The sequence below is a fragment of the Limnobacter thiooxidans genome (genome assembly GCF_036323495.1).
GTDB classification, from domain to species: Bacteria; Pseudomonadota; Gammaproteobacteria; order Burkholderiales; family Burkholderiaceae_B; genus Limnobacter; species Limnobacter thiooxidans.
Genome location: NZ_AP028947.1, coordinates 3,245,694 through 3,259,682 on the forward strand (window position 1 = coordinate 3,245,694; position 13,989 = coordinate 3,259,682).

Sequence of the window (13,989 nt, forward strand, 5' to 3'; positions counted from 1 at the left end):
TTACAGCACCCAGAACAGAGCCATTGGAACAAACAACAGGCTCATCAAATTGCCCATCATCACCAGCGATGCCACACGCTGGGGTTCCAAACCGTATTTCTCGGCAAATACAAAACTGAGCACAGCGGGCGGCAAGGCACCAAACACAATCAGCATGGCGGCATGTTCCGTGCTCAAAGGCAGCAACCAGACACACAGGGCCGCAAATATCAAACCGGTTAGGGGACACAACACGCCACCGATCACCCCCAGTTTCACATCTGAAAAATCAGCCTGGGTCAGGCGCACACCCAAAGAAAACAGCAAGAGAGGAATCGACACATCGCCAATCATGTCGATGGCGAAATACAAGGGCTCCCACACCTGGATGTTCAACACACTGACCAGCAAACCCGCAATCGAGGCAGCAATCACCGGTTCTTTCCACAACATCAGGATCCGGGCATTGGGGCTCATCATCCAGGTACCCAGCGAGTAGTGCAGCGTGTTGCCCACCAAAAACAACATCACCGCAGCGGGTAGGGCCTGTTCGCCAAACGCCAGAATGGCCAGCGGCAAGCCCATGTTGCCGCAGTTGTTGAACATCATGGGGGGCACGAAGATCTTGGCATCAATGCCCAAAAGTCGGCCGATGGGCCAGGCCAGCAACCCGGAACCCAGCACCACGACGGCACCACCCACCGCCAACAACCAGTAGGCTTCTAAGTCAAATGACTTGCTCGCCAGCGCAGAAAACACCAGCGCCGGGACAAAAATTTCCATGTTCAGCTGGTTGGCAAACCGCATGTCCGGCTTTTTGACCCGGCCATACCAATAGCCCAAAGCCACCACCGCAAACACCGGAAAAATCACTGCAACAATGCGCAAAAACATGGGAAACCGTGCGGAAAAATGGCGGGAAAGGTCGAAGTGTACTGCAAGGCTTTATTCAGGACGATTCGGGTTTGTATTGGGGTTGGCACCAAAGAGCAGCTTCAAGGCGGGGTGATTCAAATTGCGCGGGTGGGTAAAGGCAAAAAAGTCTTCCACCACGCCCTGTGCATCGCCCATGTGCACCAATGTGTTGTCTCGCACCACGTCTTCAATCAGCAAGGCAGGCACAGCGAACAAACCCAAACCTGCACGACCAAAGGTTTCCAGCAGAGCCAGGTCATCAAACTCGCCCACCACAGTCACTTCCACACCGACGCTTTCCAACCAATGCTCCAGCTTCAGGCGCAACACATTGTTTCTGGACGGCATCAGAAAGGGTGCATGCTGCAGGCTTTGCGGAAAGTTGTCTTGATACTTTGCCTTCAATACCGGGCTGGCAAAAATACGAACTGGGTAAGTCAGTAACTTGGCAACCTGCAAGTGCGCCGTGCCCTGGCCACCTGGGCGTTCTGCCAGCACCACGTCTACACTGTGCTGCACCAGGTCGGAACACAGCGCCTCGAATCGGCCTTCCTGGCACACCAGGCGCACCGGGCGTTGCATGCCCAGGATGGGCTCAATCATGTGAAACGACACGGTTTTGGGCAATGCATCCGCGATACCCACGGTCAGGCGCAGGGTGTAGTCCAGCTGCTCATCGCTCAGGCTTTCAGCCATTTGCTCGCCCAGCTGAAAAATCTGGTCGGCATAGCGCAAGGCAATCCGCCCAGCCTCGGTGAGCCCCAGCCCCCGGCCAACAGGCTGAAACAGGGATCGCCCCAAGGTCTGTTCCAGCTGAGTTATTTGACTGGACAAGGTTTGGGCACGCAGGCCCAGGCGCTCGGCCGCCGCAGTCAGGCTGCCCGTATTTGCGACCATCCAGAAATAGCGCAGGTGGTGATAATTCAATTCGTTAAGCTTCATGGATACTTCGATAAAATCGATTATTTAATAAGCTATTGTTCCATTTATTCTTACATTGAACCAGCGTACACTCCAGTTGTCTATTTCCCCGTAAGGAGGACGCAAAATGAACACAGAAATTGTGGCTCGGCATCCCGAGATTGACGACACCTTGCGCAGGTACGTGCTTCGGCGCGTGCGCTCGGCCATTAACCAGCTGTCCACGCAAATAAAGAACATCACGGTCAAACTGGATCGCCGAACCGCTGCGTTGCCCGAGCAACGCAACTGTATGATTGAAATTCGGATCGACGGGCAAGCGCCCGTGATCGTGAACAGCGATGGGCCACATTGGCTCAGCGCGATTGACCTGGCGGTCGAATCGGCAGCACGTGCCCTTCGCCGCCAACTGAAACACACCCTTCACCAGGTGACACCCTTGCAATTGTTGAAAGGACAACACGCATCATGAAACGCATTGTTTTATTTCTAGCCACCAACATCGCCATCATGGTGGTACTGGGCATTACCGTGAATGTACTGGGCCTGAACCAGTTCATGGCCGGGGGTCAGCTGAACCTGACCATGCTGCTGGCATTCAGTGCTGTATTGGGTTTCGGCGGTTCATTCATCAGCCTCTTGATCAGCAAGAAGGTAGCCAAGTGGAGCACGGGCGCACAAGTCATTGAAACCCCGCGCAACGCCACCGAAGTATGGCTGGTTCAAACTGTTGAGCGCTTTGCCCGCAAAGCCAACATTGCCATGCCCGAGGTGGCCATCTACGAAGGTGCACCCAACGCGTTTGCCACAGGCCCAAGCAAGAACAACTCGCTGGTAGCTGTCAGCACCGGCTTGCTGCAAAGCATGAGCCGTGAAGAAGCGGAAGCCGTGTTGGCTCACGAAGTAGCCCACGTGGCCAACGGCGACATGGTCACCCTCACCTTGATTCAGGGTGTGGTCAACACCTTCGTGTTCTTCCTGGCCCGCGTGGTCGGCTTCATGGTGGATCAGTTTTTACGCAAGGACGATTCTGAATCGAGCGGCCAAGGCATGGGCTATTTCATCACCGTGATCGTGATGGAAATTACCCTGGGTATTCTGGCGTCCATCATCGTGATGTACTTCTCACGCCAGCGCGAATTCCGGGCCGATTCAGGTGCAGCGCACTTGATGGGTTCACGCCTGCCCATGATTTCCGCGCTGAAACGTTTGGGCGGCATGCAGTCGGGTGAATTGCCACCGAATATGGCAGCATCCGGCATTTCAGGCAAAGGCGGCGTGATGGCCTTGTTCAGCAGCCACCCACCCCTGGAAGAACGTATTGCTGCTTTGTCTCAACAGCGTTAATTGAAAGTGATGCCAGGCCTTGCAGCCTGGCCCAAAAAAACCCCGCCAAAATTTTGGCGGGGTTTTTTTATTCAGCTTATGGATTCATGACATTTGATTCACGGCGTTGATTCATCACAGTGATTCACCTCAATGTTTTACCTCAGTGCTTCACATCACGCGGCGAACCGTCCAGAAAGCCTTGCGCCAATAGGCCTGATTCAGATCGCCCACCACGACGCCATCCCGCGTTGATGCATGCAGAAACTGGCCATTGCCCATGTAAATTCCGACATGGCGGCTGTTGTAGCCCGTGCGAAAGAACACCAAGTCACCCAACTGCATTTCGCCTTGCCTGACCTGCGTGCCCACATCCACCTGTGCTGCCGTGCTCCTTGGCACATTGATGCCGAAACGGGTGGACAAGGTTTGCTGAACAAACGCAGAGCAATCAATGCCCCGCTTGGAGTTCCCGCCAAGCTGATAGGGTGTGCCTTTCCATTCGCGGTATTGAGCCATCAAGGCTGCGTGCACTGCGGGGTTTGACGCGGAGCTTCCAAAGAAAACCGAACCATCGCCAAGGCGAATTGAATCACTTCGACCATCACCAAAAGTGCCACAACCTTGGACCAGGATGGAGCACAGCAAGAGTGTCCACGCGCGTCGACCGTGCAGGAGGCACCTCAAACCACTGCCTTCCTTTCACTGAAACGCAACAGGCCTTTGACAAAACGATACAACAACCAAAGACTCAAAAGACCGTAGATCACGAAGCCGATCAGGAAGACATAGGTAAATAAAGCCACCACAGCCCAAAAGGTACCGATCCAGAATGTGGAGATCAGCCAATCATAGTGGCTGTAGTAAATGGTGCCAGTGGCCTCACCCCGCTTGACATAGCAAATGATCAGGGCGATCAGGATAGGAATAAAGGCCGTGAATATGCCCACAGCGCCCAACACATAGGCAATCAGAACGATTGTGCGGTTGGACTCTTCCTGGCTGGATAGTGGCTGAAGCGGGTTATTCATCAAGGTCTGCCAAGGTTTTTAAAGACCCCTTGATTTTAGACGACTTCGCACAGAAAAAACCCCGCACGCGGCGGGGTCAGTTCGATCAGTCTTACAGCTTGAGCGCTGCAATGCCTGCTCTGGCAATCTGGGCATCTTGATCCGACTTCACGCCCGATACGCCAACAGCACCGATGCACTGGCCATCCACGAAAATCGGAACACCGCCTTCCAGCATGCCTTCCAGCTTGGGCACAGACAAAAATGAAGTGCGACCGCCATTGATCACGTCTTCCAGCATTTTGCTTTCACGACGCCCCAGTGCAGAGCAGTTGGCCTTGGCAGGCGCAATGTAGGCGCTCATGGTTGGAGAACCATCCAGGCGCAACAGGCCCAGCAAGTGACCGCCGTCGTCTGCCACTGCAATGGTTACGCCCCAGTTGTTCTGGTCGGCTTCAGCGCGGGCCGCAGCCAGAATGGTTTGAACATCATCGGCAGATAACACAGCTTTGGTTTTCATGAACAGACTCCAATTTGATTTAAAAATGACAAACCGCAGTATGAGGGAGACTTTCCGTGAAGACTACACAGGAAGTCCCTAATGCAAACAAGTCTGACAATTGCCGGTTTTGGTTTTGGTCACTGTGCATGCAAACTGAACCTCTCCAATCAAAGTTTACAAGTCAGTCCATCCCCCGCTGCATCGCAAGAATCCGGCTTGCCTGCTCCGCCCTCCCCTTCCGTGGCGGGGCGACCCGGCCCCACCTCGGCCACCACGCCATTGATAATTTTTCCTGCCACATTCTCGGTGCGCACCACAGACCGGGTCTGCTCCTGTCGGGCCAGTACCACCGCCCCCTGCGCTGTGGTCAATGCTGCGTTTTCCTGCGGAGACAACAACAATGCCCCGTTGTAAACCACTGGGATGCGGTTCAGGTTACGTGCCCCATCGTAGAAAAAGGCGTAAGTACCGCGACGCTCTGGGCCAGCCAGATATACCACTTGCCCAGGCAGCAAATTACTGCCCTCAAAAGGCAAAATCGTGACAAAGCCACCCAAACCAACCTGATTCAGTTCACCCACTTCGACTCGGATCGCCCCCACCGAAGCAGCCTGTTGCCCAACGCCCGACGATTCACCAAAAGAAGCAATGCTCGTTGAACCTTGCTGCGGGTTGCTCAGCGGGATCGACAAGGTCAAACCGGCATAAGACCTCGAGGTACCCGCCCCAGAGTCGTTGTAGGGCATGCGGGCACGCAGTTGGGACTCGCCACCTACTGTTGCCAATCCCCGTGAACGAATTGCCACGACGTCACTTTCAACTCCTTTGCCAGCCACACGCAACTGCACATCGTTGTTGACAGCGAACAAACTGGCACCTTGTTCCTGCTGGTAAACAAATGCCTGCCCATGGTTCTGTCCCGCCAAAGCTTCGAACTGGCCGTTGAGCTGGTTGACGCTGCCTTGATTGACTGGGGCAAGCACCACGGAGCCATTTTGCGTGGCTTTGAACTGTGTCGTGGAGTCAACCGAAGTGACAATTTGCCCCGACACCTGCTGAATCGCCGCGCTGGCCAGGGTAATACGGCCCAAGCCAGTCAAGGGGTCCACGGCTTCTTTCGCAGAAAACACATCCAATTCAGGCGGTAACATCAGGGCTATTTCCGCAGACGACAAGGGACGGGGAATTCCATTCGCGGTGAAACTCAAAGTTCCGCCGGTTTGTTCAATTTGCCCTTGTAAAATCAAACGACCATCCGCGGTAATGGCGCCACCTCGGGTGACGAGGTCCTTGATACGCAGGTCGCCTTGTGCCGACACATTGGTTCGGTCTGCATTCACACTCACTGTTTGTGCAAACTGATTGTTCACGTTTTGCAAGTTGACAGAGCCGCCTGTTGCGTTGACCTGGGCGTCACCCTGAACCATCAAACGCCCGGTTTGCGACACATCATTGGCCGTGACATTGAGGTCCTTGTTGAACACTGAATTAGCAAACATTACATTGCCACCCGTGACTGCTGCGCCGCCTTGCACGTTCAATGCAAGTACACCAGTCGAGCCCATTGCATCCAGATTCAGGTCAGAGGCACTGCCCAATTCAATCAGCTTGTCTGACTGAACCTGCGTCAAACCATCGAATCGGTTATCCGAATGGTTCAAGGTAATTTTGTCCGCAGCCAAAGTTGCGTTATTCACTGCGATGGACTGATTTTGGGTCAACTCCCCCTCCACGTTCACAGTGGTGGAACCCTGCACAACGGTGTTACTCAGCAACAAATTGTCAGCCTGCAGGTTCAGGTCACCCTGTACCTGTGCTGCAAACTGCATGTTTTTCCCTTGAACAACCAATGAATTTGAATCGGCCAAAGCAACACGGGATAAATCCGCATCACGTGCCTGAATATTCACCAAACCGACAAAATCATTGGATGTGTTGCGCAGTTCTATTTGGTTTGCTGTGAAATCGCTTTGCCCCTCAACCCGAAGGGCAGCGCTTTGGCGCACACCATTGGCGACAACATTCAGATCCTGAAGCGAACCCAAGGGCCCTAACTCCACGGTTTGTGCAGCAATGGTGAGGGAATCAACTGCACCTTGAATTTTCAGATTGCCCTGGCTTGTCAAAACCGCCTGCGTGACGCCTTCAAGTTGCACAGCATGGCCCGACAGGCCGCTTGATGGATTGCCTGATGCTCCACCGAGAGAATTCGCTTCGTTGCTCAGATTGATTTGACTGGCTTGAAGCAACAAATCGGATTCTGTGACCAAGGCATTGCTTTGCCCCAAAGACTCGGCAGAAAACTGTGCGGCACCTTGAACCCGGCCCGAAATTTCCAATGAATCTTGATCATTCAACACGGCGTTGCCTGCAACATTCAGCACCACTTCGCCTTGAAAGTCGTTGGCCTGGTGGCGAAGTGCCACATTCTCGGCGCTCAGGCGTGCCGCCCCGCGAACCCGCAATGCATCCCTTTGCGACAAGTTGCGGGCCTGAACATTCAATGTTCCCACCTGGCCTTGCAGTGACAAATCGCCTGAAGACACGATAGTTGCGTTGTCTGCCGTTACAAGCACATCACCCGTGGCGCGCATTTCATTGACATTCAAGTTTGCCGCTTGCGCCGTCAGGTTGTCTCCTGCGAAGGTCATCGTCAAATCATTGGAATCGACAATGTGTGCGGTGGCTGAGTTCACGCGCAATTCACCGGAAAAGTCGTTGCCTGTATCAGTCAGACTCACCGTGTTTGCAACCAGATTCAACCGACCTGAAGCTTCGGCAGCCTCGGTTTGAGTAATCACCGAAGCTTGCAAGCGGGCGGAATCCTGAACATTCAACCGGTTCAGTGCAATGGTGTCTGCACTGAAATTACCGCTTTCAACCTGTACACCGCCAAGCGTTAAAGTGTTGCCGACCTGAACATTGACCGTTTCCGCCCGCCCTGTGAGCAGCAGGTCATTGGCATCACGAACGGTTACGTTGCCACTGACATTCAGGGCAAGCGAACCACCGAAATCATTTTCCGCGTTGTTCAAATTCACACTGCCACCACTCACCGTGGTACTTGAAGCCACGCGCAAGATCCCCGCCTGATTCACCTGCCTGCCAGACGCAACCAGGGTTTCTGTCTGTGTGGCCGCAAAGCGTAGCGTTTCACTTGCAGAGGCTGTCAGGCTTTTAGCCTGCCCACCTACAGTCAGGTTGCCTTGGGCGCTCAGGTTGGCCGCGTCTGTGGCATTCAAAGCCACGTCACCCCCGAACGTGTTCCCTGCCGAATTCAAGGCAATTGTTGTGGCTGCAAATTCACTTGCGCCGGCAATATTCAGCGCAGCTGACTGATCAATCGAACCGGCAGCTTGGGCATTGATACTGCTCGCCCGCCCCTGCAATCGCAATCCGTTTGCATCACGAAGTGACACATTGCCTGCTGAATCCAGATCAACCACACCCTTGAAATCATTGCCGGCATCTTGCAGGCTTACTGTGCTGGCACCCAGGCGGGTGTTCCCTTCCACTGTCAACGCGCCTTGCTGGCTGACGCTGCCCCCATTCAACTTCAAATCGCCTCGCGCTGCAAAATTCTGCAGCTCTATCTGGTTTGCAGTCAATTCAATGTTCCCGGAATCCAGACTGGACACGCGCAAGGTACCTGTACTGAACGCGGTCAACGATTGGGCCGAACCAAGCAACTCCAGGTCACCGGCGACATCAATTCTTGCCGTGCTGGTTGAATTGACATTCACGACACCGTTGAAATTGTTGCCTGAATTGTCGAGATTGACTTCACCACCGACAAGGGTGGTTGAACCCGCCACCGACAATGCCCCAGACTGGTTGATGCTGCCACCCTGCAAAGTCAGATTGCCTGCTGCTGTCAACCCGTTGATGGTTACTTCCGAAGCCTGAATTTCAGCCGAATTGACAGCACCTGCTACTTGCAACTGATTGGAGTCTCGCAAACTGGTTGGCCCGCTCACACTCAGATTCACCTGGCCTTGAAAATCATTTCCTGCATTTAGCAATTCAAGTTGCGCGGCAGCCAGGGTCGCAGAATTTCCAACTGCTACTACACCAGACTGCCCAATGCGGTTGGCGCTGACATTCAAACTTTCAGCTTTGAGTTGCCCCAAGGTGACCTGGCCGGCTGGCCCTGTGCTTGCACGCAAGGCCAGATCGCCTGCCGTACCCTGTACAGTCAAACTGTTCTGGTCCGCCAACGCCACTGAGCCTGCACCGTTCAGACTCACCGCCCCTTCAAAGTCGTTCATTGAATTGTCCAGACGAACAACCGAAGCGTTTTCAATTTGCGTAGCACCGCCAATTGCCAGCGCGTTTGACACATCCCCACCCTGAGTAATTGAACCGCTGGCTGATAACACGACATCGCCCGTGGCTTGCAAACCATTCAATGCAATATTTTCTGCTTGTAGCGTGGCATTTCCGACATTGCCTGACACAGCAAGATCTTGATCAGTGCGCAAGCTGAGTTGATTACCCACAGTGGCATTCACTGTTCCCTGAAAACGGTTGGAAGCATTCGTCAGTGTGACTGCTTCCGCATTCAGTTGGGTTGTACCGCCAACTTCCAGCGCGCCCGTCTGGGTGACGGTTTGGGCATTGACTGCCAAGCTGTCTGCATTCAGGCTGCCCATCGACAGATCAACTGCACTGAAGGTTGCAGCGCCAGAATTTCCTTGAACAACCAGTGCATTCACATCTTGCAGTGTCGCCTGATTGTTTACATCCAGACTGACGGTGCCTGTAAAGTCGTTTCCGGCATCATCCAGATTCACGGTGTCGGCTTGAAGCGCCACCGCACCTCCAGCGCGCAACAAATCGTCTTGCTGAATGGTTTGTGCTGTCACTTGCAGCCTGCTTTCAACGTCAGAAAGATTGATGTCGCCGGTCAAGCGAACCACATCACCTTCGATTACAATTTGTGACGCACGAGCAATGTTCGCCGTGTTGATGACACTGGCTTGACCACCCGTTTGGGACTGGGCAATCAACACAATTTTTCCGCCCTGTGCAAACACCCCGCCCAGCTGGTTGATCACCGCGTTTTCATGGCCAGCCAGCACATTCAAAACCAGGTCATTGCCCGATGTATTGGCCGTCACCTCACTGGCTGCAATCAGATGGACAGCCGCGCCTGCGCCACTGGCATTCAAAATGCCGTTGTTCTCAATGTCCGTGGAAAGAAAGGCAATGTCCTTGGCATTGATTGTGCCGTTGCTGGTAATGGTGCCGCCGCTGTCCGTGAGCTCAAACTCGATGAGATCGCTGTTGTTTTGAGAGCCCGGCTTGAGGGTCAAAGTAGAAGCCACCAGCCCACTGACATTCACTTCCGAGTTTGCACCGAACACAATGCCATTGGGATTAATCAGGAACACTCGTCCGTTGGCGCTCAAGCGGCCAAAGATTTCAGACGGGTGGCTGCCCAACACCCGATTCAAAATCACCGAGTTTGAGTTGGGCTGCTCAAAAACCACCGATTCATTGCCTGCAATTGAAAAATCATCCCAGTTGGCCAGCGCACGATTGCTTGCAGTGACCGACTGGGTCACTGTTGTGGTGGAACCACTGGTTTCCACCGTGACATTGCCACCCGGTGAACCGTTAAAACTCGGTGCCGCATGCACACCTGATGCACAAACCACGAGCACAGCCGCGGCAAGCGGTTTCAGGACAAATGAACAATGGGGCGTAATAGCGGGGGTGTACATTTGTCTGACCCTTCAGAAGTAATAGACGTAGGATGCGAAGATTCGGGGGCTTTGCGGTTTCGGGTCGGATCGCCGAATACCAGAGAGTTCCCAGGCCAGGCTCAAGTTGAACGTGAACACATCCTGACGGTCCCAAGCCAGCGCAATTCCGTAACCAGCAAGTTCAGCGTGGTTGTCGAAGCCGACTGCGCGGGCACTGGGGTCTTTGCGAAAGCGGACACGGCCCTGGTCATAGAAGAAATTGAAGGACAACTCTCGGGCATGACTGCCCAGCCAACTTGCTGTGGGCAGGTAACGCATTTCCAGAGTCAGCAAATCGCAACTGTCGCCCGAGGTTTCCCCTTGGGCAAATGCACGCACTGCTGTGGCCCCACCCAGCGAACACTGCTCACTGCTGTCCAAGTTGTCCAAAGCGTGTTGCCCACGGACAAAACTCCACAACATCAATTTGCCCGGCATCAAAGATTGAAGACGCCCCAGCGAATAGTTAACTCGCGTGGCCTTGGTTTCATCGTCCAATCCAAATGGCAGGCCGGCAGGGTAATCCACCTCACCCTCCTCCAGCGCCAGACCGAAGAAACTCAATCCGCCACCCAGCACGCTGTCACGCGCATCCCCGCTCAGAGAGAGGCGATAGGACTCCAACTCCTTGACGGTTTCAAGCCCGGCCCGAGACTGCCGATCCGTATATTCCTTTTTGTCGTAGCCAGCCAAAGCGAACAAGTTGATGTTTCGCGAGCGAACCAGGGGATAAAGGGCAAATATACCGATGGACTCCGCATCACCATTCAGCCCCAGCGGAAAATCGTTCTCACTCAACGCATAGTTCACGGACGAGATATTGGCACCCAGCTTCAAGCCGTTGGAACCCACTGGCAATGTGTAACCCAGCAAGGTGAAATCCAGCCCACCTGTTTCAGATTGCAAGTGACTGGCAGAGAGCGAATCACCCAAACCCAGTGGACTTTCCCACGACATGGACGCTACGCCCCGGTACGTACCGGCGAAGCGTGATCCATTGGCATCCACACCAACGCTGCCTGTCAAAGCCTTGTCATTCGATGGGCTGGCCACGAGGATTGCCTTGCCAGGCTGATTACCCGGCTTGATCGCAAATGACATGCGAATTCCCCGCAGGTCATTTAACAGAAACACCACACGCTCTACTTCACCGACACGAATCACGGTGCCTGGTTTCAGGCGATCCAGGTGCGACACAACAATATCTCGGTCTACGCGAAGCGGCTCAGCAGGCCAGATCACCTCGACAGCTTCAAGTACACCGGGCAGAACCTGAATGATGATCACACCGTCCTTGATTTCCTGAGCAGGCAAGTAGGCATAAGCCAGGTACAAACCCGCTTCACTTTGCAGATAGGCCGTGACAATTTGCGCTGCGCTGCTGAGGTCTTCAAAGGAACGTGCGGGGCCCGTGTAGGCTTGCAGCCGGGTTTGAATGGCTTGCTGGTACTGTGGATCAATGCCCTCCAGACGATACGCTTTAACCGTCAGGGAAAGATCATTCAACGGCTTGCCCAACTCGGGGGCAGCCTGCCGGTCAAGCTGGTTGTCAACAACAGGAGCTTCTGATGGTTCTTGGCTGGATTCAGCCGGCGCTGGATTCAAAAAGGGGGCAGGTGTCGATACCTGAGTATGACCATGTGTGGAAAAAAGTGCCACACAAAGTGCCACACCAAGGACAACTGCAAATCGGTGAAGAGACATGACAAGAACACTCGAGACTAGGGCGAACCGGATTGAAACATCAATTTGGGGAAACAAAAAATAGCGTCATTGGCATGGCATCAACCACTCGAATGACACCCTTCACCGACGAATACAAGAACGCTGCTGAGGTTATCCGCCTGGCCTTGTGATCGAGTCAGGGCCAATTGGTGAATGTACGCGCTGCAGCCTTTGTCATTCCGCAAGTTGCTGCCCAACAGGCCGAGCTCCTCGTCGGTGAAATGCTCCCACAACCCGTCGCTGCACAAGAGAAACCAGTCCCCAGGAGAAACCGTGCGAGGTGATGACACCTCCACCTGCAACTGCTCGGCCTGTTCTCCCATTGCGGTGTAAAGGGCATTGCGGGCGTGTGGGTTTTCAGTTTGCTGGTGATCCTGCATCCATTGCGAGATACTGTGGTCTCTGGTTCGGCTTACCAAGGCTGTATTGTTGAAGTGGTACACGCGGGAGTCGCCCACATGAAGCCAGATGGCCTGGGCCGACGCCCGGTGAAGGACAAGAACACACAAAGTGGTGTGCATATCAGCGAGTTCCGGGTGGGTCTGCTGTGCATCCAGCACGACGCGGTTGGCATGGTGGGCGATGCCCAACAGTTCGCGAGAATCCAGAGTGGGGCACTGAGCAAATGCACTTACAAATGCACTCACGGCCTGCGTTGCGGCCACCTTGCCACCCAGATGCCCGCCAGCGCCATCTGCCAGCACGCAAACCAGGTAATCCCCTACGTTCTGGCAGGACAAACGGTCTTGATTCTCGGCACGGTGTCCAATATCACTGCGCTCATGGACACGAAGAGACAATGAACTTCGCTCATCTGAATCCCCCAACTGGATGGTCAGTTCCATGTGTCCCCCAACTTGTCGTATCGCTCACAATACAGATCCCAAAGCCGGGCCTTTCGACTTGCACCCAAGCCCAGTTTGAAAGCGCCAGACTGAGCCAGTTCATCTTGCAGACTTTGCGGACTCAGTGTGGACTTGACCTGCGTCATGACGAACCGACTGTGCTCAACGCTGATCTGCATGTGCGCCAGGATGTCCTGACAGGCCTGAACCAAAGCCTGCTCGCCTGACAAGTACGATGGAGACGACTGATCAAGAAGGCGATTCAAGGCGTCTTCCGCAGTGGCAGAAAATTTCAGGGGATTGTTGGCCTTGCTGGAAATGGTGGTTAAAGTGCCACCCGTTTCTTCCTGAAAAGCGCGGCGAGCCTGTAGCAATTGCATGTAACCTTGCACGCTGATTTTCAGCAATGTCTTCACGCGTTCAAGCTCGTGGGCATCCGGAATGAGCTGAGCAGAAACCACGGCTTGCTGGGGTATATCCAACCCCGCTTGAGAACCAACATACATTCGTTGGGCCAGCACAGAGGCATTACATGGATCATCGGCCTGATCACGGCCAAGCGGTGATTCAAGTCCTGAGAGCAAATCGTCGATACTCAGAGCAGGCGGAGCGACAGGCCACAGCGATGCCAATGGGTCAACCGGTTCAGGCTGCGCAAACTCCGGAAGGCTCGACCAATCATCCTGAACCTTGGCCAGAGTGATGACACAATCACCAATCTTCAACACATCGCCGACGTTCAACAAAATCCGCTGCCCCTGTGACAGCGGTTTGCCATTCAGCAACGTGGAATTGGTGCCGAGGTCGGTCCAGTGGCAACCCTGCGCATCGCAATCCACTTTCGCATGTTGACGGGACATCACTCGATTGGGATCCGCTATCACCCAGCTGCAATCGGGTGACCGACCCACCGTACCCCCTTGAATGGGCACAATCCATTGCGTTGAAACGCCGCGTGAATTGGGTACTGCGCCATTTACGGTATCAAGCACCAAAACGAAACTGGAGTTCATGAGCGT

At 54.2% G+C, this 13,989-nt stretch carries 11 protein-coding genes; 2 read left to right on the forward strand and 9 right to left on the reverse strand.

All coding sequences use genetic code 11. The annotated features are described in order from the left end of the window. Positions 1-873, reverse strand: a complete 873-nt coding sequence (locus RGQ30_RS14815) for an AEC family transporter (protein WP_130557492.1) — start codon at positions 871-873, stop codon at positions 1-3. Between the two features lie 51 nt (positions 874-924). After that, positions 925-1,836, reverse strand: coding sequence for a LysR family transcriptional regulator (locus RGQ30_RS14820; RefSeq protein ID WP_130557491.1), 912 nt, complete (start codon positions 1,834-1,836; stop codon positions 925-927). Between the two features lie 106 nt (positions 1,837-1,942). Between RGQ30_RS14820 and RGQ30_RS14825 the strand changes: the two genes are divergently transcribed. Both RGQ30_RS14825 and htpX read left to right on the forward strand, forming a co-directional pair. After that, on the forward strand, positions 1,943-2,287 hold the full coding sequence (locus tag RGQ30_RS14825; RefSeq protein WP_130557490.1) for an HPF/RaiA family ribosome-associated protein: 345 nt from the start codon (positions 1,943-1,945) through the stop codon (positions 2,285-2,287). After that, positions 2,284-3,162: a protease HtpX gene (gene htpX / locus RGQ30_RS14830; protein ID WP_130557489.1), complete on the forward strand. Its 879-nt coding sequence runs from the start codon at positions 2,284-2,286 to the stop codon at positions 3,160-3,162. The genes RGQ30_RS14825 and htpX overlap by 4 nt, the downstream gene beginning before the upstream one ends. Before the next feature lie 150 nt (positions 3,163-3,312). On the opposite strand, the gene RGQ30_RS14835 is transcribed toward htpX, so the two are convergent. The 7 genes from RGQ30_RS14835 to RGQ30_RS14865 form a co-directional block, all read right to left on the reverse strand. Next, complete coding sequence (locus RGQ30_RS14835; RefSeq protein ID WP_298217952.1) at positions 3,313-3,789, reverse strand: NlpC/P60 family protein; 477 nt, start codon at positions 3,787-3,789, stop codon at positions 3,313-3,315. 35 nt (positions 3,790-3,824) lie between these two features. Beyond that, positions 3,825-4,172: a DUF4870 family protein gene (locus RGQ30_RS14840; RefSeq protein ID WP_130557487.1), complete on the reverse strand. Its 348-nt coding sequence runs from the start codon at positions 4,170-4,172 to the stop codon at positions 3,825-3,827. 91 nt (positions 4,173-4,263) lie between these two features. Further along, positions 4,264-4,671 carry a GlcG/HbpS family heme-binding protein gene (locus tag RGQ30_RS14845; RefSeq protein WP_130557486.1) on the reverse strand — a complete coding sequence of 136 codons (408 nt, stop codon included), beginning with the start codon at positions 4,669-4,671 and terminating at the stop codon, positions 4,264-4,266. A 149-nt stretch (positions 4,672-4,820) separates the two neighbouring features. Further along, a complete protein-coding gene (locus RGQ30_RS14850; protein WP_130557485.1) occupies positions 4,821-10,379 on the reverse strand; it encodes a beta strand repeat-containing protein in 5,559 nt (1,852 codons plus the stop codon). Positions 10,380-10,391: 12 nt separating this feature from the next. Next, a complete protein-coding gene (locus RGQ30_RS14855) occupies positions 10,392-12,104 on the reverse strand; it encodes a ShlB/FhaC/HecB family hemolysin secretion/activation protein (RefSeq protein WP_130557484.1) in 1,713 nt (570 codons plus the stop codon). Between the two features lie 80 nt (positions 12,105-12,184). Then, positions 12,185-12,970: a PP2C family protein-serine/threonine phosphatase gene (locus RGQ30_RS14860; RefSeq protein ID WP_130557483.1), complete on the reverse strand. Its 786-nt coding sequence runs from the start codon at positions 12,968-12,970 to the stop codon at positions 12,185-12,187. Further along, the gene (locus RGQ30_RS14865) at positions 12,961-13,983 is read right to left on the reverse strand and encodes a type VI secretion system-associated FHA domain protein (protein WP_338284540.1); all 1,023 of its coding nucleotides are present in this window, start codon (positions 13,981-13,983) and stop codon (positions 12,961-12,963) included. The genes RGQ30_RS14860 and RGQ30_RS14865 overlap by 10 nt, the downstream gene beginning before the upstream one ends. Positions 13,984-13,989: the final 6 nt, after the last annotated feature.